The sequence below is a fragment of the Nesterenkonia halotolerans genome (assembly GCF_014874065.1).
GTDB classification, from domain to species: Bacteria; Actinomycetota; Actinomycetes; order Actinomycetales; family Micrococcaceae; genus Nesterenkonia; species Nesterenkonia halotolerans.
Genome location: NZ_JADBEE010000001.1, coordinates 2058918 through 2083769, shown reverse-complemented (window position 1 = coordinate 2083769; position 24852 = coordinate 2058918). Strand labels below are relative to the sequence as shown.

At 67.9% G+C, this 24852-nt stretch carries 30 protein-coding genes; 19 read left to right on the top strand and 11 right to left on the bottom strand.

Annotated elements, in window-relative coordinates:
* Positions 1 to 125: 125 nt before the first annotated feature.
* The 4 genes from H4W26_RS09470 (at position 126) to H4W26_RS09455 (ending at position 3669) form a co-directional block, all read left to right on the top strand.
* The gene (locus H4W26_RS09470; RefSeq protein WP_192591799.1) at positions 126 to 662 is read left to right on the top strand and encodes a mycothiol transferase; all 537 of its coding nucleotides are present in this window, start codon (positions 126 to 128) and stop codon (positions 660 to 662) included.
* A gap of 105 nt (positions 663 to 767) precedes the next feature.
* Complete coding sequence (locus H4W26_RS09465) at positions 768 to 1850, top strand: type III polyketide synthase (protein ID WP_192591798.1); 1083 nt, start codon at positions 768 to 770, stop codon at positions 1848 to 1850.
* A gap of 12 nt (positions 1851 to 1862) precedes the next feature.
* Positions 1863 to 2564 (top strand): methyltransferase domain-containing protein, encoded by a 702-nt coding sequence (locus tag H4W26_RS09460; RefSeq protein ID WP_192591797.1) that lies wholly within the window; start codon positions 1863 to 1865, stop codon positions 2562 to 2564.
* Positions 2557 to 3669: an FAD-dependent oxidoreductase gene (locus H4W26_RS09455; RefSeq protein ID WP_192591796.1), complete on the top strand. Its 1113-nt coding sequence runs from the start codon at positions 2557 to 2559 to the stop codon at positions 3667 to 3669. Before H4W26_RS09460 ends, H4W26_RS09455 begins: the two co-directional genes overlap by 8 nt.
* 4 nt (positions 3670 to 3673) lie before the next feature.
* On the opposite strand, the gene H4W26_RS09450 is transcribed toward H4W26_RS09455, so the two are convergent.
* Positions 3674 to 4546 (bottom strand): UbiA family prenyltransferase, encoded by an 873-nt coding sequence (locus H4W26_RS09450; RefSeq protein WP_225939664.1) that lies wholly within the window; start codon positions 4544 to 4546, stop codon positions 3674 to 3676.
* A gap of 60 nt (positions 4547 to 4606) precedes the next feature.
* Between H4W26_RS09450 and H4W26_RS09445 the strand changes: the two genes are divergently transcribed.
* From H4W26_RS09445 to H4W26_RS09425, 5 genes are all read left to right on the top strand, one after another.
* Positions 4607 to 4963, top strand: coding sequence for a DoxX family protein (locus H4W26_RS09445; protein WP_225939663.1), 357 nt, complete (start codon positions 4607 to 4609; stop codon positions 4961 to 4963).
* 147 nt (positions 4964 to 5110) lie between these two features.
* A complete protein-coding gene (locus H4W26_RS09440) occupies positions 5111 to 5488 on the top strand; it encodes a DUF2267 domain-containing protein (protein WP_192591795.1) in 378 nt (125 codons plus the stop codon).
* A gap of 114 nt (positions 5489 to 5602) precedes the next feature.
* Positions 5603 to 6658 carry a hypothetical protein gene (locus tag H4W26_RS09435; RefSeq protein ID WP_318779825.1) on the top strand — a complete coding sequence of 352 codons (1056 nt, stop codon included), beginning with the start codon at positions 5603 to 5605 and terminating at the stop codon, positions 6656 to 6658.
* On the top strand, positions 6655 to 8415 hold the full coding sequence (locus H4W26_RS09430) for an ABC-ATPase domain-containing protein (RefSeq protein WP_192591794.1): 1761 nt from the start codon (positions 6655 to 6657) through the stop codon (positions 8413 to 8415). The genes H4W26_RS09435 and H4W26_RS09430 overlap by 4 nt, the downstream gene beginning before the upstream one ends.
* Before the next feature lie 5 nt (positions 8416 to 8420).
* Positions 8421 to 9461 (top strand): CorA family divalent cation transporter, encoded by a 1041-nt coding sequence (locus tag H4W26_RS09425; protein ID WP_192591793.1) that lies wholly within the window; start codon positions 8421 to 8423, stop codon positions 9459 to 9461.
* 15 nt (positions 9462 to 9476) lie between these two features.
* Here H4W26_RS09425 and H4W26_RS09420 read toward each other — a convergent pair whose 3' ends face one another.
* Together H4W26_RS09420 and H4W26_RS09415 are read right to left on the bottom strand one after the other, a co-directional pair.
* Positions 9477 to 9938, bottom strand: coding sequence for a DUF3995 domain-containing protein (locus H4W26_RS09420; RefSeq protein ID WP_192591792.1), 462 nt, complete (start codon positions 9936 to 9938; stop codon positions 9477 to 9479).
* A 73-nt stretch (positions 9939 to 10011) separates the two neighbouring features.
* Entirely contained in the window at positions 10012 to 10656 is a 645-nt protein-coding gene (locus tag H4W26_RS09415; RefSeq protein ID WP_192591791.1) for a TetR/AcrR family transcriptional regulator, read from the bottom strand.
* 138 nt (positions 10657 to 10794) lie between these two features.
* On the opposite strand from H4W26_RS09415, the gene H4W26_RS09410 reads away from it, so the two are divergent.
* The 3 genes from H4W26_RS09410 to H4W26_RS09400 all read left to right on the top strand — a co-directional run bounded on the left by H4W26_RS09410 (position 10795) and on the right by H4W26_RS09400 (position 13361).
* The gene (locus H4W26_RS09410; RefSeq protein WP_192591790.1) at positions 10795 to 11637 is read left to right on the top strand and encodes an alpha/beta fold hydrolase; all 843 of its coding nucleotides are present in this window, start codon (positions 10795 to 10797) and stop codon (positions 11635 to 11637) included.
* 96 nt (positions 11638 to 11733) lie between these two features.
* A complete protein-coding gene (locus H4W26_RS09405; protein ID WP_192591789.1) occupies positions 11734 to 12174 on the top strand; it encodes an OsmC family peroxiredoxin in 441 nt (146 codons plus the stop codon).
* 131 nt (positions 12175 to 12305) lie between these two features.
* Complete coding sequence (locus H4W26_RS09400) at positions 12306 to 13361, top strand: NAD(P)-dependent alcohol dehydrogenase (RefSeq protein ID WP_192591788.1); 1056 nt, start codon at positions 12306 to 12308, stop codon at positions 13359 to 13361.
* A 137-nt stretch (positions 13362 to 13498) separates the two neighbouring features.
* Here the strand turns inward: H4W26_RS09400 and H4W26_RS09395 are convergent, their stop codons facing one another.
* Positions 13499 to 14599 (bottom strand): SDR family oxidoreductase, encoded by a 1101-nt coding sequence (locus H4W26_RS09395; RefSeq protein WP_192591787.1) that lies wholly within the window; start codon positions 14597 to 14599, stop codon positions 13499 to 13501.
* Positions 14600 to 14713: 114 nt separating this feature from the next.
* Between H4W26_RS09395 and H4W26_RS09390 the strand changes: the two genes are divergently transcribed.
* From H4W26_RS09390 to H4W26_RS09370, 5 genes are read left to right on the top strand one after another with little or no spacing between them, the layout of a single operon-like run.
* A complete protein-coding gene (locus tag H4W26_RS09390; protein WP_192591786.1) occupies positions 14714 to 15166 on the top strand; it encodes a hypothetical protein in 453 nt (150 codons plus the stop codon).
* Positions 15156 to 15485, top strand: coding sequence for a transcriptional regulator (locus tag H4W26_RS09385; RefSeq protein ID WP_318779824.1), 330 nt, complete (start codon positions 15156 to 15158; stop codon positions 15483 to 15485). Before H4W26_RS09390 ends, H4W26_RS09385 begins: the two co-directional genes overlap by 11 nt.
* 36 nt (positions 15486 to 15521) lie before the next feature.
* Positions 15522 to 16247: a glycosyltransferase gene (locus tag H4W26_RS09380; protein WP_192591785.1), complete on the top strand. Its 726-nt coding sequence runs from the start codon at positions 15522 to 15524 to the stop codon at positions 16245 to 16247.
* Complete coding sequence (locus H4W26_RS09375; protein ID WP_192591784.1) at positions 16244 to 17278, top strand: acyl-CoA dehydrogenase family protein; 1035 nt, start codon at positions 16244 to 16246, stop codon at positions 17276 to 17278. The genes H4W26_RS09380 and H4W26_RS09375 overlap by 4 nt, the downstream gene beginning before the upstream one ends.
* Complete coding sequence (locus tag H4W26_RS09370) at positions 17265 to 18755, top strand: PIG-L family deacetylase (RefSeq protein WP_192591783.1); 1491 nt, start codon at positions 17265 to 17267, stop codon at positions 18753 to 18755. Before H4W26_RS09375 ends, H4W26_RS09370 begins: the two co-directional genes overlap by 14 nt.
* Here H4W26_RS09370 and H4W26_RS09365 read toward each other — a convergent pair.
* The 3 genes from H4W26_RS09365 to H4W26_RS09355 form a co-directional block, all read right to left on the bottom strand.
* Positions 18734 to 18955, bottom strand: a complete 222-nt coding sequence (locus H4W26_RS09365; protein ID WP_192591782.1) for a hypothetical protein — start codon at positions 18953 to 18955, stop codon at positions 18734 to 18736. The two genes, H4W26_RS09370 and H4W26_RS09365, sit on opposite strands and share 22 nt — an antisense overlap.
* A 16-nt stretch (positions 18956 to 18971) precedes the next feature.
* On the bottom strand, positions 18972 to 19352 hold the full coding sequence (locus H4W26_RS09360; protein WP_192591781.1) for a hypothetical protein: 381 nt from the start codon (positions 19350 to 19352) through the stop codon (positions 18972 to 18974).
* Between the two features lie 120 nt (positions 19353 to 19472).
* A complete protein-coding gene (locus H4W26_RS09355; protein ID WP_192591780.1) occupies positions 19473 to 19931 on the bottom strand; it encodes an Lrp/AsnC family transcriptional regulator in 459 nt (152 codons plus the stop codon).
* Between the two features lie 93 nt (positions 19932 to 20024).
* Here H4W26_RS09355 and H4W26_RS09350 point away from each other — a divergent pair, with 93 nt between their 5' ends.
* Complete coding sequence (locus tag H4W26_RS09350; RefSeq protein WP_192591779.1) at positions 20025 to 20447, top strand: rhodanese-like domain-containing protein; 423 nt, start codon at positions 20025 to 20027, stop codon at positions 20445 to 20447.
* 68 nt (positions 20448 to 20515) lie between these two features.
* Here the strand turns inward: H4W26_RS09350 and H4W26_RS09345 are convergent, their stop codons facing one another.
* On the bottom strand, positions 20516 to 21298 hold the full coding sequence (locus tag H4W26_RS09345; protein WP_192591778.1) for an SDR family oxidoreductase: 783 nt from the start codon (positions 21296 to 21298) through the stop codon (positions 20516 to 20518).
* A gap of 112 nt (positions 21299 to 21410) precedes the next feature.
* Between H4W26_RS09345 and H4W26_RS09340 the strand changes: the two genes are divergently transcribed.
* Positions 21411 to 22841 carry an aldehyde dehydrogenase family protein gene (locus H4W26_RS09340; RefSeq protein ID WP_192591777.1) on the top strand — a complete coding sequence of 477 codons (1431 nt, stop codon included), beginning with the start codon at positions 21411 to 21413 and terminating at the stop codon, positions 22839 to 22841.
* 43 nt (positions 22842 to 22884) lie between these two features.
* Here the strand turns inward: H4W26_RS09340 and H4W26_RS09335 are convergent, their stop codons facing one another.
* The 3 genes from H4W26_RS09335 to H4W26_RS09325 form a co-directional block, all read right to left on the bottom strand.
* The gene (locus tag H4W26_RS09335; RefSeq protein WP_225939662.1) at positions 22885 to 23304 is read right to left on the bottom strand and encodes a YccF domain-containing protein; all 420 of its coding nucleotides are present in this window, start codon (positions 23302 to 23304) and stop codon (positions 22885 to 22887) included.
* Between the two features lie 78 nt (positions 23305 to 23382).
* Positions 23383 to 24090 carry a copper resistance CopC family protein gene (locus tag H4W26_RS09330; protein WP_192591776.1) on the bottom strand — a complete coding sequence of 236 codons (708 nt, stop codon included), beginning with the start codon at positions 24088 to 24090 and terminating at the stop codon, positions 23383 to 23385.
* A gap of 69 nt (positions 24091 to 24159) precedes the next feature.
* Positions 24160 to 24690 carry a hypothetical protein gene (locus H4W26_RS09325; RefSeq protein ID WP_192591775.1) on the bottom strand — a complete coding sequence of 177 codons (531 nt, stop codon included), beginning with the start codon at positions 24688 to 24690 and terminating at the stop codon, positions 24160 to 24162.
* Positions 24691 to 24852 lie beyond the last annotated feature (162 nt).

Here is a 24852-nt window from a genome sequence, read left to right as displayed (position 1 = left end):
ACACGCGTGGAGGATTTATTCAGAATGTAATGCATGAGGTGCGCCTCACGCTTCGGTGCAAAATCCAGTGAGTGCTGGTGTACTGAGGCCTGACCCACTCTCAACCCCCAGAACAGGTGGTCCCGATGAGCAGCGTAGAGATTCTCAAGGATGTCGCACGGCGCCCCCGGGACGAGGCGCAGGCGCTGTGTTCCGCCCTGACCCCCACACTGCTGAACGCGCATCCGCACCATGACAACTCCATCGCCTGGCTGCTGTGGCATTCAGCTCGGGAGATCGACGAACAGATCGCCACCCTCTCCGGGCAGGAGACGGTGTGGATCGCCCAGGGGTTCGAGGGGCGCTTCAACCTGGGTCTGAAGGACCACGACATGGGATTCGGACATTCCTCGAGCCAGGCCCGGAAGATCCATGTGGAGGACGCCGACCTGCTGCTGGAGCACCTCGACGCGGTCGTCCAGGCGCACCTTGACTACCTGGACTCGCTCAGCGATGCGGACCTGGACGAGGTCATCGACGAGCAGTGGGATCCGCCGGTGACACGCTCGGCGCGGCTGATCAGCGTCTCCCTCGACGCCGTGGCCCACGTCAACCAGGCCGCCTACATCACCGGGATGGGTGCGGACGCGTTCGACGCGGACCACGCCCATCAGGTGGATTGACCCCCAGGTCACCCCCGCGAGATTCGCGAGGACGGCCAGACCCAGGACGACGGCGCGCAACATTCCCCGCCGTCCAAAAGCTCGCCACCATGGTTTAGTGGTGACATGCCAGCGCGCATCAGCTCCATCGGCACGGCCCTGCCGGAGACCTCGGTCCCGCAGCAGGACCTGCGTGCCTTTTTCGCCGACCAGCCCGACGTCAGCAGGCTGACCCGTCGGCTGATCGGCGCAGCCTTCGACGCCGCCGGCATCGAGAAGCGCCACACGGTGCTCACCGGCCTGGGCGGTTCTCCCGATGGAGAGTTCATCGGCGAAGACGCCACCCTGCTGACACCTGGCACGGGTACGCGCAACGATCTCTATCGCAACGCCGCACCGCGGCTCGCCGCACAAGCCGCGCGCCGCGCCCTCGCCGAGGGGGAAATCTCCCCCAGCCAGATCAGCCACGTGGTCACGGTCTCCTGCACGGGGTTCTTCGCGCCCGGGCTGGACTACCGGCTGATCCGCGACCTGGGCCTGCCCGAGACCGTGGAGCGCAGCCACCTGGGCTTCATGGGCTGTGCCGCCGCACTGCCGGGACTGCGCCTGGCCTCCCAGATCACCGATTCCCGCTCTGAGGCAGTGGTGCTGGTGGTCTGCGTGGAGCTGTGCTCGCTGCACATCCGCGACACCGCCGATGCTGAACAGATCGTCGCGGCCTCGGTCTTCGCCGACGGCGCGGCCGCCGCCGTGGTCACCGCCGACGACGCCGTGGGCCGGTCCGGCGGGATCATGCTTGAACGCTTCACCACCGCGCTGACCAGCGACGGAGAATCCGACATGGTGTGGACCATCGGTGACCACGGCTTCAACATGACGCTCTCCGCCGAGGTCCCGCGCATCATCGGACGCGAGATCCGCGCCGCCGTCGACCGCTTCCTCGGCGACGCGGAGCCGCCGTCGACCTGGGCAGTGCACCCCGGGGGACGCAGCGTGCTGGACCGCGTGGAAGCCGGCCTGGCGCTGGAGCCCTCCGCCCTGGACTCCTCCCGGGCGGTGCTGCGCGAGCACGGCAACATGTCCAGCGCCACCATCTTGTTCATCCTGCGCCGGCTCCTGGAGGACCCGGCGGTCTCCGGGCCGATCGCCGCGCTGGCCTTCGGCCCCGGGCTCACCGTGGAATCCGCGCTGATGCACAAGAGCGGCTGAGCCGAGACCCCGATGAGCCGCCTCGACCTCTCCACCCGCGATGAGCAGCTGCGTGAGCTCATGGATGACCCGGACTGCGATCCGCAGCGCCTGCAGGCCACGCTGCGGCGCTTCGGACTGGTCAACCGGCTGATCTCCGGCTGGGACCTGATCTACCGCCGACGGCTGCGCAGCCTGCTGACCAGCTTCGACCGGCCCGCCCGCGTGCTGGACCTCGGCTCCGGCGGCGGCGACGTGCTGACCCGGCTGGCCCAGCTCGCCGCGGCAGACGGCATCACCGTGGAGTGGACCGGCGCCGACCCGGACCCGCGAGCCCACGAATCGGCGCTGCGCCGAGCCCAGCCGGGGATCACCTTCCGCTGCGCAGACGCCGAAGAGCTGATCTCCGGCGGGGAGAGCTTCGACCTCGTGCTCTCCAACCATGTGCTCCACCATCTGGACGCCGACGAGCTGCGGCAGTTCACCGCCGCGTCCCAGCAGCTCTCCTCCGGCACGGTGCTCCACGCGGACATCGCCCGCGGTCGCCTCGCCTATGGGCTCTACGCCGTGGCCATCACCCCGGTCGCGCCCGGGACCTTCCTGCGCACCGACGGGCTTCGCTCGATCCGGCGCAGCTACCAGCGCGCCGAGCTGGCCGCTGCGCTGGGCCCGGACTGGGAGGTCTCCTCCCCCGCCCCCTTCCGACTGCTCGCCCAGGGGCCCGGCCGTGGCTGAGGTCATCGTCATCGGCGCCGGACCGGTGGGCCTGCTGCTGGCCGCCGAGCTGTTCCGCCGCGGCATCAGCGTGGAGGTCCTCGAGGCGCGCGAGGAGCCCGGGTCCGACAGCCGGGCGATCGGCATCCACGCCCCGGTGCTGGCCGCCCTGCAGCGCTCAGGACTCACGGCCGCGCTGCTGGAGCACGCCGTGCGCGTGCGGCGCGGCGAGGCCCGATCCGAGGGCCGATTGCTGGGCACCGTGCGCTTCGACCGCCTCTCCACCCGGTTCCCCTTCGTCGCCACCCTGCCGCAGGCCGCCACCGAGGCCGTGATCTCCCGGGTGGCGCCGGAACCGCGGCGCGGGATCCGGGTCACCGCACTCTCCGCCCGACCCCAACACGTGGAGGTGCGCACCAGCCACGGAGACCGGCGCGCCCCGCTCGTGGTCCTCGCCGGCGGCGGCCGCTCCCGGGAGCTGGTCTATCGAGACCCGGTGGCACACACCTATCCGGACCGGTACCTCATGACCGACGCCGAGGTCTCCGACCGTCAGGACCAGGGCACCGCGGTGGTGCACCTGGAGACCTCCGGAGTGCTGGAATCCTTCCCGCTCCCAGGACGACGACGCCGCTTCGTCGCCTGGGACTCCCCTGACGCCTCGACCGAGCCGGAGCAGCGGCTGGAACGGATGCAGCGCCTGCTGGCCGTCCACGGCGAATCGGTCACCGCCGAGGTGACCGGGTTCGGAGTGCGTCGCTTCGTCGCCCCACAGCTGCGCAACGGACGCCTCCTGGTGATCGGCGACGCCGCCCATGAGGTCAGCCCGATCGGCGGACAGGGGATGAACCTGGGCCTGCTCGATGCCGCCACCCTCGCCCCGCTGCTGACGAAATGGGTCAATACCGGAGTCGCGCCGGAGGAGGGCCTGCAGCGGTGGGAGCAGAACCGGCTGCGCTCGGCGCGCCGAGCAGCGCATCTGGCCGGACTGAACACTCGGCTGGGCAGACCCGTGGGGCCAACCGTGAACACCCTGCGCAGCGGCGGGCTGCAGCTGATGCTGGGGCCGGGCACCGGACGGCTCTTCGCCCGCGCCTACGCGATGGGCTTCGACTCCGCAGCCTGAGTTCTCAGCCGGCGAGGGAGCCGCCCGCTGCGACCAGCTGCGCGGCCAGCAGCAGCGCCGCGAGCATCACCAGGCGAAACAGCACCCGTCCGGAGCGCCCCTTCACCGCGAGCACCAGCGTCACCAGGACGACCGCGACCTCCAGGGCGAAGAACACCCAGGAGATGACCGGGATCTGCGCGAGGTCCCCCTGGAGGATCTCCCCGTCCGCCGCGCTGGCCGTCACCGCGATCGCCCCGATCAGCACCGCAGCAGCCGCGAGCGCCGCCGAGGGGCGGGCACCGAGCCGGTGCGGCAGCCCCGAGATGCCGGTGCGGGCGTCGTCGTCGAGGTCTGGCAGCACGTTGGTCAGGTGGATCGCGGCACCCAGGGCGCCGCCGGCGAGCAGGGCCCAGGGGGCCGCCAGCTCCGGATCCGGGGCGGCGAGCGTGGCGAAGGCGGGAAAGGCGCCGAATCCGAGGATGAACGGCAGGATCGAGATCGGTGTCGCCTTCAGCCCCGCGTTATAGGACCAGGCCGAGGCGAGGAAGATCGCGTGAGCGGCGAGCATTCCCAGACCCAGCGGGGCGGAGAGCCCCAGCGCCAGGGCGAGCGCGAGGATAGCGGCAATCCACCCCGTGCGCAGGCTGATGTCGCCGCGAGCGATCGGCTTGTCCGTCCGGCCCACCGCACGGTCTCGCCCGGCATCGAGCGCGTCATTCGACAGGCCCACCGAGAGCTGTCCGGCGAAGACGGCGAGCGTGAGCAGCGCGATCCGCCCCAGGCTCAGCCCGGCGGCCAGCGATAGCGCGGCCGCGAGTACAGTGACCACCAGTGTGGGACCAGGATGCGTGGAACCCCACAGTCCGCGTGCCACTCGGATGAAAGCCCCAGTCATGGGCTCAGTGTCTCACTGCGTGGGCACGATTCCCCCGACGACCCCAGGAGAGCCAGCTCGATGAACACGAACCAGCAGGCCGTCGCGATGGCAGGCCTTCTCAGCTTCACCGGGGCGCTGCACTTCCTCTACCCGGCCCCCTTCGATTCGATCGTGCCGCCGCAGCTGGGCAACCGGCGCCTGATCACCCACGCCAGCGGCCTCGCCGAACTCGGCACCGCCGTCGCGCTGATGATCCCGGGCACTCGTCGCGCCGGGGGACTGTGCACGGCAGCCCTGATGCTCGCGGTCTACCCGGCGAACATCTACTCCGTGAAGAAGTACTGGCACCACCCGAGGGCCCGCGCCGTCGCCCTGGCCCGCCTTCCGCTGCAGGTGCCGCTGGTCCGCACCGGGTGGAACATCGCTCGGGCCTAGAGTTCGACAGACCCCCCGCAGGCGTGTTTACGGTGGAGAAGAACGGTCAGACGGGCCCGTGCGCAGATCTGTTGACTGCGGCACGCGCCAGCGGAAGAAGCGTTGGTGCGCACGGCCCACTGGCCGGAGCAACTGAAGGAGCACCCTATGCGCCACGATGAATTTCTGAAGAACGTCTCCGAGAAGGGCGGTCCGAGCGACCGCGAGCAGGCCGACCAGCTAGTGAAGGTCGTCCTGGAGGACCTCGGCAAGCGGCTCAAGGGTGGCGAGGCAAGCGATCTTGCCGCCCAACTTCCCGAGGAGCTGAAGGCACCGCTGACCTCCCAGACTGAGACCGAGACGCTCGACGACGTGGATGACTTCCTGCGTCGCGTGGCCGGTCAGCTGGGCGAGGACCTCGGCACCGAGGATGCCCTCCCCCAGGTCCAGGCAGTGTTCTCCACCCTCGCCGACTCGGTCTCCGAGGGTGAGATCAAGGACCTGCGCTCGCAGCTGCCGACCGGGTTCGCTCCGCTCTTCGCCTAGAGTGACCTCACCCGTGGAACCACGGGCGAAACCCCGCTGGGCCGTCGGTCCAGCGGGGGCTTTGGTCTCCCTGACGGGACCGCTCTCTATGCCGGCTGAGGAGCACCTGTAGCTGTGTCAACATCCGTGAACACGTTCCGCATCATGCTTCTGGCTGACCCTGGCCTGCCCACTCGGCGGGTCAACTCCATTCAAGAGTCCTTCAGCGCCGAAGCGCGCAGACTCATCGGCGGCGAGGTCTCGGTGCACTCCGAGACCAGGATGCTCAAGATCCGCCCCGATGACACCCTCGATCTCAGCGCCGTGCGCGAGATCGACGAGGAGAATGAAGACGCCGACGCGGTCATCATGCTGACCGAGATCCCGCGTCACACCAAGGGGCATCCGCTGATCTCCGAGATCTTTCCGGAGCAGAACATCGCGATCGTCTCCTGCCCGACGCTGGGCGCCTGGGCCACCAAGCGCAGGATCCAGAAGGTCTTCACCGGCTCGCTGCTGCGCCTGCTGCCCGAAGGCACCGGCCCAGACCCGGAGAAGTACGACTCCCGCTGGAGCCGGTGGCAGGACACCGAGCGCGGCGCGGCGCTGGGACTCTTCGCCCACACCTTCACCGGCGGACCGCGCACCGTGTTGGGCATGGTCCTCGGCAACGACCCGATGCGGGCCGTGCCCAAACTCTCCAGCGCCCTGGCCGCAGGTGCGGCGACGGGCGCCTTCGGCATCTTCTACAGCTCCATCTGGCAGATGGCCGACGCGCTGAGCTCCACCCGTCTGCTGCTGGTCGGACTCGCCGCCGTCGCGACCATGATCTTCTGGCTCATCCTGCGCGACGGGCTCTGGGACCGCCCCAAGAACCGGAGTCTGGCCACTGTGGTGACGCTCTACAACGGCTCGACGGTGATCACGCTGCTGGTGTGCATCATGGTGCTCTATCTGTTCCTGGTGCTGGTCATCTTCCTGGGCGCTCTGGTCATCATCGACGCCGAATACATGTCCAATGTGATCGGCCGAAAGGTAGAGCTCTCCACCTACCTGCACATCGCCTGGTTCAGCGCCGGCCTGGGCGTGTTCGCCGGTGCGATCGGCTCCAGCTTCGACTCCGGGGTCGATCTTCGCCGGCTGACCCACGGGCAGCGCGAGCGCCAGCGCCAGTACACTCAGGGCGCATGAACGATCAGCAGACGCTCCAACGCACACTGACCTCTCTGGACGGCCGCGGCTACGCCTCCTATAAGCAGCTGACCGGCTCCTATGACCTCGGAGTCTTCCGGCTCTTCGTGGACAAGGTGCAGGTGGATCCGTTCGCCCCGCCCTCCCTGATGCGACTGCGCCTGAGCCGAGCGGAGGCGGGGTTTCCCGCAGAACTTCTCGCGGACCGCGAAGGCCGGATCGCGACCGGGGACTTCCTCACCCGGGCGTTCGCCGCCGCTCTGCGGGGCAGTCACAAGTCCTCGCCCGAGAGCGATGCCATCAGCATCGGCACTCCCGGGCAGCAGGTGCTCGAGCGCACCAGCGTGCTCATCACCGAGGAGTTCATCGAGGCGCGTCTCGCCGTCGGGCTGCCGGCCGCCGGCCGCAAGGCACTGGGGCGCAAGGCTGCTCGGCTGCTCACCGAGACGCTGCCGCAGATCGCCGAGGCCGCGCTGCTCCACGGCAGCGTGGACCAGGACGCCCTGCAGAACCACGTCACGCTCTACCGAGATCAGGCTGCGCTGCAGGCCGAGCTGGCTGCACGACGCCTGGTCTCCTTCGTGGCCGACGGCGCGGTCCTGCCCCGCAGGTCGGGGGACTCTGACCGCCCCTTGGCAGAGGCGGCAGTCCAGTTCCGCAGCCCGGAATCGCTGCGGGTCAGCTTCGAGCTCCCCAGCGGTCGCAGTCTCACCGGGATGGGCGTCCCCGAAGGCGTCAGCGTGATCGTCGGCGGCGGGTATCACGGCAAGTCCACTCTGCTCCGGGCCATCGAACGCGGCGTCTACCCCCACATCTCCGGGGACGGCCGTGAATGGGTCATCACCCGCGACGACGCCGTGTCCATCCGCGCCGAGGACGGCCGCGCCGCCGCCGGGGTGGACATCTCACCCTTCATCTCCGGGCTGCCCTCCGGCACGGACACCCGCAGCTTCTCCAGCACCAACGCCTCCGGCTCCACCTCCCAGGCCACGAACCTGGTGGAAGCCGTGGAGGCAGGGGCCAGCGCGCTGCTGATCGACGAGGACACCTCCGCCACCAACTTCATGATCCGTGACGAGCGCATGCGCGAGCTCATCCCGGCCCAGCGTGAACCGATCACTCCCTTCGTGGACCGGGTCCGCCCGCTCTTCACCGAGCGCGGCGTCTCCACCGTGCTGGTCGCCGGTGGTTCCGGCGCCTTCTTCGAGGTGGCCGACCAGGTGATCGCGCTGCAGGACTACACCCTGCGCGACGTCACCGAGGAGGCGCACCGCATCGCGGCGCGGCACGCCGCCCCCGCCGCCCCGGAGGTCACCGCGGCTGATGCCCCTGCGGCTGATGCCACTGCCCCCGGCGCCGCCACGCCAGCCACCGCACCCGGGATCTTCGCCACGGCCGCGGCACGGGTCCCGCAGCAGGACTCGCTGCGGCCGGCGAAGAAGACCAAGCCCGCGCGCGGCCGAGGCCGGGATGCCATCCAGTACGGCCGCGAGGACGTGGACCTGGCCGCCGTCGCCCAGCTCGTCGACGCCGCCCAGACCGAGGCCATCGCCAAGGCACTGGACCGGCTCGCCGAGCGCGCCGACGGGGTCAGCGATATCGCCAGCATGGTGGAATCTCTGCTTCGGGAGGTGGATGCCTCCGGACTGGAGTCCCTCTCCCCCCATCGCGGACATCCGGGCCACCTGGCACGTCCGCGCGCCCATGAGATCCACGCGGCGCTCAACCGCTACCGAGGCCTGAAAGTCAGGGACTGATCACCATGTCCATCAGCATGTGGGAATTCGGGGCCGACGGACAGGTCCACGCGGTCGAACCCTCCGCGGTTGGTTCGGCACGCAGCTCGTCGCGGGGTCTGCTCTGGGTGGACCTCCAGGCACACGACGCGCCGGACCTCGCCGCTGCGGCCGAGGGCCTCGGTCTGCAGGAAGCCGAACTGGACTTCCTCGCCGGCAACCGGAGCCGGCTGTCCATCCCCTCGAGCTCCTACGAGTCGGTCGCCGCCGTGCTGCACCGGGTCTGCCTCACTGCTGATCAGCAGTTCAGCTTCACCGAACTGCGGGTGCTCTCGGCGAAGAACCTCATCATCACCGTGCAGACAGCGACCGAGGATCTCCCGCAGCTCAACGTGCTCGACGCGGTGCGAACCCGTCCCGCTGGCCTCACGGCGACCGACGCGGTCTCCGGGATCATCAGCGCCGTGCTGCGCGAGTATCCCGCGGCCCTGGATGAGCTGGAGGATGCCGTCGAAGAGATGGAGGGGCTGCTGTTCCGGGAAGCCCGACTCGATGCCGCACTGTCCCACAAGATCTACCAGCTGCTCCAAGAGGCCCACCGGTGCGAATGGGCTCTGCGGCCCCTGGAGGCGCTGTCCACAGAGGGCGGGTCCAACGCCGCCGACTCAGCCGTCGACGCGGCTGCCGATTCGGGCGCTGAGAACGTCCCCTCTCCCATCTGGAGCGACCTCATCCGCCGTGCACGGGGGATGCGCGACCGGGTCGAGCTGCTGCGCTCTCATCTGGAGAACGCGGTGGCTCTGCACTCCACGCTGCTGACGATCGAACAGAACGACGCCACCCGACGTCTGGCTGACGCCTCCTACGCCCAGGGGGAGCAGAGCAAGAAGATCTCCGGTTGGGCGGCGATACTGTTCGCGCCCACGCTCATCGCCTCGATCTATGGCATGAACTTCCGCCATATGCCGGAGCTTCACTGGATCGCGGGATATCCACTGGCCCTCGCCCTGATGCTCGGCCTGAGTCTCGGGCTATGGCTGGTCTTCAAGCGTCGGCAGTGGCTCTGAGCCGCACAAGGACCCTCACCTCGGGGTGGGGCCACCCTCGCTGACCCGCCTGCGCCACCGATGAAGCCCGACGCCGAGCACCAGCCCCCAGAGCAGGAGCATCGGGTACCAGAGCAGCGCCTGGCCCCATCGCGCCGTCGGATCCTCCACGGTGAGGCCGGGGAACAGCAGCAGCACCAGGTTGATGACCAGTCCCGCCGCGCCATAGAGGATCAGCGCCACAGCGGCGAGACGGGAGAGGTTCCACCACAGCACCCGCCGGGCAGCCAGCACGTGGATCGCCACCAGCGGGATCACCGCCGCCGCAGATTTTCCCAGCGCGATGCCCAGCAGACCCATGCCGATCAGCAGCGGGGACCGGCCCCGCAGGTCGATCAGCCACTGGCCGATGGTCTCCAGCAGGGCATCCCCGCCGAAGGCCCAATAGACGCTGGGCGCCGCATTCAGCAGGCCGAGCGCGGCAGCGGCCCAGATCAACCCCCGCCCTGAGCGGGGCTCTCCCGCAGGCTGTGTCCCAGAGCCGCGCTGTGCCTCTGAGGGCTCCTGCGACTCAGCCGCCATGGCTCTGAGGTGCGGCGCTGCCTCCGGCGACGCTGGCGGTCGGCCGGGTCTCTTCAAAGCTGAGCAGCATCTCGGCCGCGCGGCGGGCCTTCATCGCCATGGCGGCATCTCCGGTGATCGCGGCGGTGACCTGGGCGCCTTCGGCGAGCAGCATCAGCTGGTCGCCCAGCTCGGCGGAGAACCCGGCATCGATGGCGAGCTGGTCCATGTAGTCGCGGAAGTCCCGCTTGTGCTCGGCGGCCTTGGCCGCCACCGCGGGGGACTCGGTGGCGAGTTCACCGAAGGCGTTGATGAAGACGCAGCCGCGGAAGTTCTCGGAGCGGAACCACCCGGCGAGGTAGTCATAGATCGCCAGCAGACGCTCTCTGGGAGATTCGGCACGCTCGACGGCGGCGGTGACCTCCCCGGCCCAGATCTGGTGGCGGTAGTCCAGCACTGCCAGAACGATGGACTCCTTGGAGGGGAAGAGCCGGTAGATCAGCTTCAGCGAGACCCCTGCGTGTTGGCGCAGCGCGTCCATGCCCACCGCGCGGAAGCCGTGGGCGTAGTACAGGGAATCCGCCGATTCGATGACTGCTCGGCGCAGCTGGAGATCCCCCGATTCGCGCAGTCCTGCGTCCCCCTGACGCGTCATTGGCGACCCTTCTCTTTCCCTCGATTTCCGTTGCTCTTCATGGTGCTGTCATCCCAGTGTACTTGCCAGAGAACGATGGTTCTCCTATGGTGAGAGCAGTGGAGAACGAACGTTCTCCGGACTGAAGGAGGAACTGACTTGTCGCACGTCACCGTCGGAACCGAGAACAGCACAGACATCTCCCTCTACTACGAGGACCACGGCTCAGGTCAGCCAGTGGTGCTCATCCACGGCTATCCCCTGGATGGATCATCCTGGGAGAAGCAGACGGCAGCTCTGCTGGACGCCGGATACCGAGTCATCACCTATGACCGCCGCGGATTCGGAAAGTCCTCTCGCCCCACCACGGGCCACGACTACGACACCTACGCCGCAGATCTCCACGCAGTCATGGAGGCGCTCGATCTCCGCGACGCCGCGCTGGTCGGCTTCTCCATGGGCACCGGCGAGGTCGCCCGCTACCTGAAGAACCACGGGACCCAGCGGGTGGACAAAGCCGTCTTCCTCGGCTCACTCCAGCCCTTCCTGCTGCAGACCGAGGACAATCCCACAGGCGTCCCGCAGGACGTGTTCGACGGACTCTTCGAGGCCGTCAGCACCGACCGCTACGCCTTCTTCACGAGCTTCTTCAACGATTTCTTCAACGCGGAGGAGAACCTCGGTGGTCGACTCAGCGAGGAGGCGCTGGCCGCGAACAAGGGGCTCGCCTACGCGGCGTCACCGCATGCCTCGATCTGGGCGCAGCCGACCTGGCTCACGGACTTCAGAGACGACGTCGTCGCCCTCGGAAGCTCCGAGGTCTCCGCGCTGATCGTCCACGGCACGGCAGACAACATCTTGCCCATCGACTCCACCGGTCGACCCTTCCATGAGGCCCTTCCCTCGGCGAAGTACCACGAGATCGAAGGCGCTCCCCACGGCATGCTCTGGACCCACGCCCAGGAGGTCAACGAGCAGCTCCTGACCTTCCTGCGCGGCTGAGCGACGTCCAGGCGGCGTCAGGCCGCAGCCGAGAAACTGACACAGACCAGCTCGATGCACACCCGCACTGAGCACATGAATCGAAGGAGAACCATCATGCCTACACGTACAGCACGCACTGCCTGGAACGGATCACTCGAAGAGGGCTCCGGCCAGGTCGAGCTCAGCAGCTCCAAGATCGGCACCTATGACGTGTCGTTCCCGAAGCGCTCAGCAGAAGAGGCCAACGGCAACACCAGCCCCGAGGAGCTCATCGCCGCGGCACACTCCTCCTGCTATGCCATGCAGCTCTCTGCCGTGCTCTCCGGCGCCGGCGGCACCGTGGAATCTCTGGACGTCCGCGCCGAGGTCTCCCTCGGCGCCGATCCCGACGGCGGCTTCAAGCTCACCGGCATCAAGCTGATCGTCCACGGTGAGGTCAGCGGCATCGACGAGGACACCTTCCTGAAGTCCGCTGAAGAAGCCAAGACCGGCTGCCCGGTCAGCAAGGCGCTCACCGGAGTGGAGATCACTCTGGACGCCACCTTCGAGAGCTGATCCGCTCAGACCACATCGGTCCAGCACACGCCTGCAGGGCCGCGGCGCGCCTCCATCGCCCGCCGCGGCCCTGCGGCGTCTCCTGACACTTTCACCGCGCATCACTGCGCCACCACACGAAGGAACACCCTATGACTACGACCATCACCGCACTTCAGGCCGACAGCGCCGAAGGTGACTTCACCCGCCGTCCGCTCGAGCGTCGCAGCGTGCGCGCCGATGACGTGCGCATCGCCATCCGCTATGCGGGCATCTGCCACACCGACATCCACCAGGTCCGCAACGAATGGGGCGGCGCCAGCTACCCGATGACTCCGGGGCACGAGATCATCGGCGACGTGGTCGAGGTCGGGGCTGACGTCTCCGAGTTCACCGTCGGTGACACCGTCGGCGTCGGCTGCTTCGCTGATTCCTGCATGGAGTGCGAGGCCTGCAAGGCCGGCGAGGAGCAGTTCTGCAGCCAGGGCGTCGTCGCGACCTACAACGGTCAGGACAAGGACGGTGAGACCACCCATGGCGGATACAGCCAGCAGATCGTGGTCCGTGACCACTTCGTGCTGCGCATCCCCGAGGGCATGGACGCCGCCTCGACCACCCCGCTGCTCTGCGCCGGGATCACCACCTACGCCCCGCTGAAGCGCTACGGCGCCGGTCCGGGCGTGAAGGTCGGTGTGATCGGCATGGGCGGACTGGGGCACATCGCGGTCAAGATCGCCGCCGCCATGGGCGCTGAGGTCACCGTGCTCAGCCGCACCGACAGCAAGAAGGAAGACGGACTCAGCTTCGGCGCCACCTCCTACCGCGCCACCGCGGACGGCAGCGCGTTCCAGGAGCTGGCCGGAACCTTCGACCTGATCATCAACACCGTGGGCGCATCCGTCAGCCTTGACTCCTTCCTCGGCCTGCTGGGCCGCGGCGGGACCATGGTCAACGTCGGAGCCCCCAGCGAGGAGCAGTCCTTCCAGATGTTCTCGCTGCTCACCATGCGCCGGAACTACGCCGGCTCCATGGTCGGCGGTCTCCCGGAGACCCAGGAGATGCTGGACTTCTGCGCCAAGCACGGCATCACGGCCACCACTGAGCTGATCCAGGCCGATCAGGTCGCCGAGTACTACGACAAGGTCGTCTCGGGCGACGTGCGCTACCGCGCCGTCATCGACATCGCCTCGCTGGAGAACGCCTCCTGAGCATGAGGTTCTGAGCGACCCGAGCAGCACAGAACGCACGCCCCGTCCCAGAGGAACTCCCCGAGTTCCCCTGCGGCGGGGCGTTCGTCATGCCACGGCGCGAATCAGCGCGCCGAACGCGGCACTGCTCTCGCGGTCTAGGGGATGACGCGGTCCGCGCGGTAGCGGACGAACAGGTCCTTGAAGGCCTGCTCGGTGCGGCGGTGGGACAGGAACCCAGCGTCGCGGCTCTTGCCCATATCTGTGACGACCTCCATCTCACGCCCCAGATCGGCGTCGGTGTGCCACCAGGAGGCCAGTCGCTGGATATCGGACTCGATGAGACCGTGCTTCTCCGCAATCGCGGGCCATGCCGCCTCGTGCGGCGCCATCTGCTCCTCCAACGGACGCGGCGCCTCGGAGAATCCGATCACGCGCTCAGGGGCCACACCGAGATCAGCCGCGAGCCGCGGCCACATCCAGCGCCACCGGAACACGTCCCCGTTGACGATGTTGAAGGGTTCGTTCGCCCCGGCAGGGTCCGTGGAAGCCCAGATCATCTGCTCGGCGAGCAGCCCTGCGTCGGTCACATCGGTGAGCCCGTTCCACTGCTGCTCGCTGCCGGGGAACACGAAGTCGAGATCCAGCTCTTTGGCGAGCGTCGCCTGAACGGCGATGGTCAGGCCCATGTTCATGGCGTTGCCCACGGCGTGGCCGATGATGGTGTGCGCCCGGTGCACGGACCAGGTGAAGCCCTGACGCTCCGCCGCGGCGAAGAGCTCATCCTCATGCGCGTAGTAGAAGTTCGGGGTCTCCAGTCGCGGCTCCTCTTCGTGGAAGGGAGTATCGGGGGTGGCTCCGGCGGCGTAGGCCTCGAAGGGGCCGAGATAGTGCTTGAGTCCGGTCACGATGGAAACATGCTGCAGCGGCGCGTGCTTCAGCGCTGCCAAGAGGTCACGCAGCATGGCGCCGTTGACCCTGATGTTCTCCGCCTCGGTGTCCTGCTTCTGCCAGGCGCTGAAGAACACGTGCGTCGGCCGGTGCTCGGCCAGCGCGGTGGCGAGGCTCTCGGGATCGCGAAGATTGGCAGCAACCCCGCGCACGCCCGGAGCGGAGACGGCACTCCGGGACAGGGCCAGCACGTCCCACCCCTCGGCGACGAGCTGCCGGGCGACAGCGGATCCGGTGATGCCAGAGGCCCCGACGATCAGCGCGGTGCGGTCGGCGGGCAGTGTTGGTTCTTCTACATCGGAGGTCATGCACGGTCCAAGGCCTGAAGCACTGCGGAAATTCCTCCATGGTCAAGGGCGCGACGAGAAACACAGCGAAAAACCTCTTGTTTCCAGGATGGAAACACCTGTACTGTTTCCTGCATGGAAACAACAGGATCAGCTCCTACTCCCGAGGAGGCGCGTCGCGCACTCGATGCGGCTGAGCAGGAGGAGCGAGCCACGATCTACCGCCCCCTTCCTCCCTGGTATCTGCCTGCCATCGCGGCACTGATCTTCGGGGCGCTCGGGTTGAACGCGCTGGAGGATCTCAGTGGTGCAACGAGAATCCTCCAGGTCTCGCTGATCCTGATGCTGACGATCGGAATCGGCGGGCTTGCCGGGGCCGTGGGACTGAACCACCCCGGATACCAGGGCATTCGCCTCCCCTGGCGTCCGATGCTGCTATCCGGATTGGCGGCCGGCGCCATCCCCGTAGCCGCGATCGCTCTGGACAGCATCCTCGGTGGCTGGGTCTGGCTGGCAGCCGGTGCCATCCTCGCCGCAGGGCTCCTCGGAGTCAGCATCGCCTATCAGCGGCGGCCTCGTGGGGTCTGAAGCCGAGGGGCCTGAACCGCGCTTTGACCCGCTCATCCACGCTGCTCACCGGCTGCGCATCTGCGCCATGCTCTCGCAGGCGAAGGGAATCGAATTTGCGGAGATCCAGGAGCGCACCGGACTGTCCAAGTCGGCGCTGAGCAAACAACTGACCCAGCTCGTCTCCGCGAGATACGTGACAGAAGAGCCGTTCGTGCGGGCGGGACGCTCACGCCTGATGCTGTCCCTCTCCGAGCTCGGTCGCGATGCCTACACCGGGCACAAACAGGCACTCACCGCCCTGCTCCAGGAACAGGACCAAGACTCAACAGCGCAGTGACACCTTGAGCCACGAGCACCGCCTAGACTCAAGCACGTGAGTGCCGCCGCCGCCCCAGAACTCGATGTCCTCGTGGTCATCCCCGCCCACGACGAAGCGGCCACAGTGCTCGCCGCTATCACGGCCGTTCGCGCGGCGGCGGATCATGCCGGAGCGGCGCTGCGGCTCATCGTCGTCGCCGATGCCTGCAGCGATGCGACTGCCGCCCTGGCACGCCAGGCAGGAGCCGAGGTGCTGGAGATCGAGGCGCACAACGTCGGAGCCGCCAGGGCGGCAGGATTCCGGCACGGGCTCAACCCATCATCCACCCGGCCTGGCGCTGCTCGCCCGGATACTCAGACCGACCCTCCCTGGCTGGCGACCACCGACGCCGACAGCCAGGTTCCGCTGGACTGGTTCAGCAGGCAGAAGGCTCACCGAGCACAAGGGGCCGACCTCGTCATCGGCACGGTGTCGCTCGACCCACGCCTCGGTGAAGATCCTCTGGGGCGCGCCTGGGCCGCTGACTACACAGGAAAGTTCACTCCCGGCGGCCACGGCCATATCCACGGAGCCAATCTGGCGTTCAGTGCAGCACGCTACCTCGACGTCGAGGGCTTCCAGCGCCTCGAAGCCGATGAGGATGTGGACCTCGTGCATCGATTCCGCGAGTCCGGGGCGCGCGTCGTCACGGCGACGGACATGCCCGTGCTGACCTCACGACGCACCACCGGGCGCGTCCCGCGCGGGTTCGCCCAGACCCTGGGGGCTCTGCCCGCATGAACAAGATTCTGGCGGACGTCCACTCCTGCCTGCGTGCCGGCACTCCCACCCTTCCCGGCCACGGGGACACCATCGCCCGGTGGCGCAGACTGGCAGGCATCACCGCGGACCACACGGTGGTGGGTCGGCTCTACGAGGCCCACGCCGACGCGGTCGCCATCACGGCCGAGCTGGGCCAGCATGAACTGGTCCGCCCTGGTCAGCTGTGGGGCGTATGGGCTGCAGAGCCGCCGACGCCGGTGCTAAGGGCGCAGCACAGCGGCCAGGGCTGGACGCTGACCGGCACAAAGCCGTGGTGCTCGGGGGCGTCGCTGTGCACCCACGCGCTGGTCACCGCCACCGTCAGCACCACTGACACCCCAGCCGCGCAGGGTGATGACGCGGAGGCATCCGATGACGTCCCGCACAAGGTGCTCTTCGCCGTTGACCTCTCCTCCCCCGGGGTCACGCCCGTGCCAGACACCTGGCATGCGGTGGGCATGGCGGCCAGCGACTCGGGCTGGGTCTCCTTCGAACAGGTCCACGCGACCCCCCTGGGAACACACGCGGACTACCTGGACCGCGCCGGTTTCTGGCACGGCGGCATCGGAGTGGCCGCCTGTTGGTACGGCGCCGCCCGCGCCGTCGCCGCTCCCCTGCTCGCCCGGGCCTCCACCCCCAGTGCCTCGCCGATCCTCCGCGCCCATGCCGGGGCCGTGGCCGCGGCACTCAGCGCGAGCTGGGCGCTGCTGGAACGGACGGCCGCCTCGGTGGATGCCGAGCCGACAAACCTTCCGTTGGCGAAGGCGCAGGCCTTTGCGGTGCGGACCCTGATCGACCGCATGGCGGCTGAGGTCATCGACCGCACGGGGCGCGCACTCGGACCGGGTCCGCTCGCCTCGGACGCGGCCCATGCGCAGCGGGTGGCCGATCTCAGCATCTACATCCGCCAGTCCCACGCCGAGACGGATGAGGCGGCGCTGCCTGCCGTGATGGCCGAGGACGGACTCAGCTGGGACGACCTGATCAGAGACGGCCATGGAACCTGGTGAGACCGCGCCGGCCTTTCACGGCGCGCAGACTCCGCGCAGCGCCGCTGCGACCCTGCGGGACTTCGATGCGCGCGTCCCGCTCTGGGGCATCGGCGAGGTCGACGGCGCAGGACGGTGGATCCCAGAACATCTTCCGGGACTGCTCGTCGTGGCGCCTCATCCCGACGATGAGGTGCTCGGCGCTGCAGCGTTGATCGCCGCCGCACTGCGCGGCGGGTCAGCGGTCAAGATCCTGGCCGCCACCGACGGCACCGGATCTCATCCACCCAGCACCATTCCCGCAGATCAGCTCGCCGAGGTCCGTACCGCTGAGTCCGAGGCAGCCCTCGAGGAGCTGAGCACCCTGATCCCGGGCGGGCCAGACAGCTCGGGGGGACCGCGCGGCGAGGGGGGTCCGCGCAGCTCGGAGGACCCAGGGAAAATGGAGCGACTCCGGCTGAAACTGCCCGACGGCGAGCTCGCCGCCCACATCGAATCCCTCACCCGTCAGATCGGGGCCGCATTGCTGCACATGCCCAGCGGCACGCTTGTTGCCGCGCCGCTCTCCCAGGACGGTCACCCGGACCACGACGCGTGCGGGGAAGCCGCGACGGCTGCGGCCGCTCAGCACAACGCGCCGCTGGTGCAGTACCCGGTGTGGCTGTGGCTGCACAGCACCCCGCCCGCGCAGACCTCACGGCCGAAGACGCCCTCGGACATCCCGTGGTCAGCAGCGCGCTCCATCCCCATTGATGCTGAACTCGCCGAGGCCCGCTCCCGCGCCGTCGCCGCTTTCGTTTCTCAGCTCGGCACGGAACTGGGCACACCGGTTGATCGACAACCTGGGGAGCCGGTCCTGACCGCCACCATGTTGGCCACTGTGCTGCGCGACCAGCAGGTCGTGTTCCCCGGAACTCCGCTAGATTTTGAAGGACTTCACGCCGAGCGGGACGACCCGTGGGGAGTGACCAGCCGCTGGTACGAGCAGCGCAAGTACGCGCTGACCCTGGCGACGCTTCCGCGTGCACGGTACCGGCGGGCCTTCGAGCCGGGATGCTCCATCGGCGGGCTGACCGAGCTGCTCGCGCCGCGTTGCGAGGAGGTTCTCGCCACTGACATCTCCAGCTCCGCGCTGGAGGCCGCCGCACGCCGGGTCTCTGCCGAGAACGTGACGTTCCAAGAGGCCAGCATCGAGGATTGGCCCGAGGGTGCTCTCGACCTCATCCTCATCAGCGAGCTTGCCTACTACCTCAATGATTCGCAGTGGAGCGCCGTGCTCGCGCGGGCCGCAGCGGCTCTGGAGCCTGACGGGCATCTGGTCTCGATTCATTGGCGCCACGCGAATGCGGAGGCGTTCCGCTCAGCGGAGCAGATCCGCGAGGATCTGTGGGCGGTGCCGGGCTGGACCAGTCACGGCAGCTACGAGGATCTGGACATGCTGATCGACGTGGTGGGACCCGCAGGCCCCAGCGTGGCTCAGGCGGAGTTCCTCGACTGAGTCACGAGAGCCGGTGCACGGTGGGCAGCGACAGTGCGGCTCCGGGTCGCGTCGCCCGTGCGCTGACGAAGGTCCAGCGCTGCGGTCCAGATCGCGAGCGTGACGAGGACCGGCACGGCGACGACGAGTGCGGCAAGCAGGAATGCGTTCAGCGTCTGGATCAGCATGGCGGCGCCGCCCTCCACGGAGACGGTCCGCACGCGGGGCGAACCAGGCTCACTGGGAGGCTCCGTCAGTGTAGAGGCTGCGGTTGAAGTGCAGTCGGCGCGCCGCGAAGCTCACACCCAGCATCCGCTCGATGTTCGAGATCACACCGTTCGACACCGTCTCCATCAGATCCGAGGGATCAGACTCGGCGGTGATCGTGCAGTTCAGATGAAAGACGAGGTCGGACTCGTCCCCCGAGATCTCCACGATCGCAGACTCGACGTGGGGGTGGGACATGAGTCCGGCGGAGGCAGCCTTGGCCATCTGGTCATATCGGGTGCACCGGAGTCCACGAGCCTTGTCCACCTCGGGAGCCGCCGACGGCGTTGCAGGGGCTGCCGGAGCGATGCTCGATTCGAACGTGCTCTCGTGGACTGGTTGTGCGCTCATCTGACTTCTGCATACCTCTGTGGACTGCCCCCTGTTGCAGTCACCCGTGTACCTCGCTATAGACCTTACAGTTAGACGTTATAACTATTAGTTGCACTAACGCAAGGTGAGGATCACGTGTCAGGCAGGAGTGATGTGCCGCGTCGGAACTGGACTTGAATACACCACGCTGGTCGTGATGCTTCCCAGCGTCGCCAGGCGTCCGGTGATGCGTTCAAGGTCCCGCATGGAGCGGGCCAGGACCTTGATGATGAAGCAGTCGGCGCCGGTGACGTGGTGCGCCTCCACGATCTCCGGCGTGGTGTCCACGAGGTCGTGGAAGGGCTTGTAGTTGCCAGAGGGGTAGGCCAGCCGCACGAAGGCGCTCACGACGTAGCCCAGGGCTTCTGGATCCACGGTCACGGAGTACCCCGTGATGACCCCGCCATCCCGAAGTCGGCGAAGCCGATCCGCCGTGGCACTGGCGGAGAGGCTGACGCTGCGTGCCAGCTCGACCGTGGTGATTCGGCCATCGCGCTGCAGCTCCGTGATGATGCGATGGTCGGTGGAATCTAGATCGAGAAGGGAATTCGTCGGCATGGGAGCGATAGTACCGAGGAATCCCCGGTGACCCGACGGATATGCCCCCAGATCATCGTTCCTTGATCGCCCGCGCTGGGATTGACTGGATCTATGACTCCACCACTGAGCTCCACAGACTTCTTCTCCGCCAAGCTGCGCTTCGAGACCGACCCGGCGGATCTCGCCGCTGACCGCGCAGGGGGCGCCTCCCCGCTCGTCCTCGACGTCCGCTCCACTGAGGCATGGAGGCAAGGTCACATCCCGGGCGCGCTGCACATCCCCGGTGCAGAGCTCACCGCCCGGGCAGACGAGCTGGGCACGGACCGTGACCGCGCCGTCGTCGTCTATTGCTGGGGCCCGGGCTGCAATGGCAGCACCCGCGCGGCGCTGAGTCTGGCGACCCTGGGATTCACCGCGGTTCGCGAGCTGATCGGCGGGTTCGAGTACTGGGCGCGAGAGGGTTTCCTGGTGGAGAGCCACGCAGGGCGCCACCGCCAGTCTCCAGACCCGCTGACTGCCCCGGCCCAGACGTGACCGAGGAACGCACCGAGCGGCCCAACAATGCGTCATTGTTGGGCCGCTCAGCACGCGGGAAGGGTGACTCAGTAGGCGGCTGACTGACCGCCATCGATCGGGATGACAGTGCTGTTGACGTAGCTCGCCTCATCCGAGAGCAGGAAAGCGACCACGGCGGCGACTTCATCTGCCTCGCCGTAGCGCTTGGTGGGGTTGGACTGGATGAACTCCTCAGCAGCCTCGCGGGGGTTCTCCTCGTTGAGCTGCTTCATAGACCCTTCCACCATGGAGGTCCAGATCGCGCCTGGGGCGATGGCGTTGACCGTGATGCCGTACTTGCCGTACTCGGTGCCGGAGTTCCGGGTCAGGCCGACGACTCCGTGCTTGGCGGCTGCGTAGCCCGACTGGTTTCCCACACCGCGGATGCCACCGACTGAGGCTGAGTTGACGACGTGTCCGCTGCCCTGGGCGCGCATCACCTTGAGGACGCCGGAGAGTCCGAGAAAGACGCCGCGCAGATTGACCGCCAGCACCTTGTCGAACTCAGAAAGCCCGAAATCCTCGGTGAGATTTTGCTTGCCCTCGATGCCGGCGTTGTTGAAGAATCCGTCGATGGTGGTGAATTCACTGACGGTGTGGGTGATGAAGCTTTCGACCTGCTCAGCATCGGTGACATCTGCGGTGATCGTCAGCACCTGGGCCTCGGCATTCACCGCCTGGATGGCTCGTCTGGTCTCCGCGAGCCCATCAGCCGAGAGGTCCACAAGGCTGAGCTTCGCTCCCTCAGAAGCGACGCGAACGGCCGCTGCGCGACCGAGCCCCGATCCGGCACCGGTGATCAGTACTGTTTTTCCGTCAAATCGTGTCATCAATCTACCCATCTCGTTGCCCTATGGTTTCAGTTATTTCAACATTGAAATACCGTCCGGATATTCCTGCTCGGTAGGGTGGGAGACCTCCCTGACCTGAGAGGCTTGCTCCATGACTCGTCAGACAGAACCCGACGCCTGCCACCTGCCCGAACACCAGGTGTCCACACCCCTGAGTGCCATCGATGCCCGTGTCGCCGAGGCGCAGCGGACGTTTCAGACCGGCCGGACAAAGCCGCTGGCATGGCGTCGCGACCAGCTCAAGGCGCTGCTGCGTCTGCTCGAGGAGTGCGCTGGGGAGGTCCACACGGCCATGGACGCCGACCTGGGCAAGAACGACGTCGAAAGTCACCTGACCGAGGTGCTCGCGGTGAAGTCCGAGATCAAGGACACCATCAAGCACCTTGAGCGCTGGACGCGGGGTCAGCGGGTCTCTGTGCCGTTTCTCGTGGGCACCGCCCGGGCCGACGTGCAGCGCCAGCCGCTGGGCACAGTGCTGATCATCGGACCCTGGAACTACCCGTTCCACCTGCTGCTGATGCCGCTCATCGGCGCTCTGGCCGCCGGCAACTCCGTGGTGCTCAAGCCCAGCGAGCTGGCCCCGGCGGTCTCCCGCACCGTGGCCCGGCTGATACCGGAATACCTCGACCCCGAGGCGGTGCAGGTCATCGAAGGCGGGGTCGAAGAGACGACCCGGCTGCTGGAGCACCGCTTCGATCACATCTTCTACACCGGCAACGGCACCGTGGGATCGATCGTGATGACCGCCGCCGCGAAGCACCTGACCCCGGTGACGCTGGAACTCGGCGGCAAGTCTCCGGTGTGGGTCGACCCCTCGGCTGATCTCACGCAGGCTGCCGAATCCCTCGTGTGGGGCAAGTTCAGCAACAGCGGTCAGACCTGCGTGGCGCCAGACTACGTGCTGACCACGCCCGATCTGGCTGAACCACTGGCGGCGGAGATCGCTCGGGTCACCACCCGCGCGTTCGGGACGAGCCCGCGCACGGCCACGAACTACGGGCGCATCATCAGTGAGCGCCACACCGAGCGGCTGGCCGGCCTGCTGGGCTCCGGCGTCCCGGTGATGGGCGGCACGGCGGACATCCCGGCGAGGTATGTGGCGCCCACTGTGCTGCTCGACGTCGCCCCCGACTCCGCCATCATGCAGGAGGAGATCTTCGGACCGATTCTGCCGATCCTCACGGTGGCCGATCACCGGGAGGCCATCGCCTTCATCAATGCGCGGCCGAAGCCGCTGGCCCTCTACGCGTTCACCGAGCACCAAGAGGTACGCGATGACTTCCTGGAGCAGACCTCCTCGGGCGGGATCACCTTCAACACCGTCATGACCCAGCTGGCGGTGTCCACGCTTCCGTTCGGCGGCGTCGGGGCCAGCGGCATGGGCAGGTACCACGGGGAGTACAGCGTCGAGACGTTCAGCCACGAGCGCGCGGTGCTGCGCAAGCTGCCCGGCTTCGACCCCACCCGACTGGCGAAAGCGCCCATCTCCAGGGGCATGCGCCGGTTCCTGCTCAAGGGATGAGGTCTGACGCCGGGGTGAGCTCTACGACAGCCTGAGCTCAGCCTCAGGCGTGGCGGTAAGTCGGCAGCACTGCCCGTGAGGGCACGATGACCTTGCCAAGCGGCATCAGCGAGACCGGGATCAGCTTCAGGTTCGCGATGCCCAGCGGGATCCCGATGATGCTCACGAACATCGGGATCGCGGTGAGCACATGCCCGATGGCGATCCAGATGCCCGCCACCAGGACCCAGATGACGTTGCCAACCGTGGTGATGGGTCCGGCGCCGCGCGGGCTGCGGTCCACGATAGTCCGGCCGAAGGGCCAGAGCGCGTAGACGCCGATCCGGAAGGAGGCGATGCCGAAGGGGATCGTGATGATCAGCAGGCAGCAGATGATCCCGGCGAGGAAGTAGCCCAGTGCGAGCCAGAGCCCCCCGAAGACCAGCCAGATGACGTTGAGGATCGAAGAGACCATGGAGTTCATCTCTCCATTGAATCGCATCAGCCGGCTGGCAAGAAGGGTCTGGCTCGCAAATCGCCTCAGAGGACTACGCGTACAGGCCTAGTTGCGGCGCCTGCTGCGGCCGCGGAGCACCGTGACGACGACGGCGGCCAGCACCCCGAGCACCACGACGCCCCCGGCCACCAGCACCCAGGTCGGCACGCCTGCGCTGTACCCCACCACTTCCGCAGACACGTCGGCCTCCTGATCCTCGGAGCTCTGCTCGTCGGAGTCTTGGCTTTCGGCGTCGCCGTCCGCTGCGTCTCCTGTGGCCTGGCCGCTGGGGCTGGACGCCGCGTCGTCGTCGTTCTCCGACGACTCCGCCGGGGCAGATGCGGACGGGCTCTCCGATTCTGCGGTCTCCGCCACCTCGAAGTCGAAGGACTGCTCCTCCGCATGGCCATCAGAGTAGACCGCGCGGTAGGCCACGGTGTACTCGCCGCCGGGCAGCTCCTCGGGAAGCTCGGTGGACATGGTGGCGCCCTCGATCTGGGTCTCACCCTCCCAGTTCTCTCCCTCGGCGTCGGAGATCTGGAGGACGTTGGCGATGCCCTGTCCGTCGGTCAGTCCGTCTCCGGAGAACTCGAGGACGATCTCCTCGGGGCTGGCCTCCAGGACCTCACCGGCCTCCGGGGAGGAGGAGATGAGCGAATCATGGGCCCAGGCGGGGGCGGCCACGGCCGCCAGTGAGAGGCCGAGCCCTGCCGCGGCGGAGAGGGCGGTGATGCGGGCAGCCTGTGCACGGGTGGTGGAGATGCGGTGTGTCATGGGTCTGATCTTTCCGTCGTGAGATGACTGGTCCCGCGGCGATGCTGCCGCCGGGACCACGATGCGTTGTCAGTTCACGAGGAGGGGAGGACCACGCAGCGTCTGCGCCCCGCCGCCCAGCCAGAGGTCTCGCAGCACGGTGGTGGTGAAAGTCCGGTGCGCACGGATGCGGCGCGGTCCGGCCTGCAGCACCGGACGCTGCAGCAGCAGGACGATCGGTCGCAGGCTGAGCAGTCCGGCCAGCGCCTCCAGCACGAGCTCGCCGCGGCGCAGCACCGCATAGGTGAAGATCCCGGCGAGCACGTGGGCCAGCATCATGGGCGCATCAGGAAGTACGGCAGCGACCGTCCCCGGCTGGGTCGCCTCGATCGCGGTCGTGGCGTGGACACCCGCCTGGGCCCCGGGGTGAGCGCCATGGCCGGCATGGGAGCCAGCGACGACGGCGCCACTCACCGCCCCGCTGGCGGGGAAGAAGGCGAAGAGCCCGTGGAGGACTGCCTGGCTGAAGAGCACCGCCGCGCCGAGCCGGCCACGGCTCAGCCGGACCGAGGAGAGCACCGCGCACACCGGCACCGAGAGGGCCAGCGCTAGAAGCAGCACGACCCCATGGGGCAAATGCCCTGCGGCAGAGTGGGATACCGCCGCCGTTCCGATGGCAAACACTGCCGAGAGAAGTCCGCGGGAGATGCGGGCGCCGCCGGTGACGGGGCGCGGAAAAGGAGCTACATCCGCAGCATTGACCACAGAAGACCCCCTTCCCTC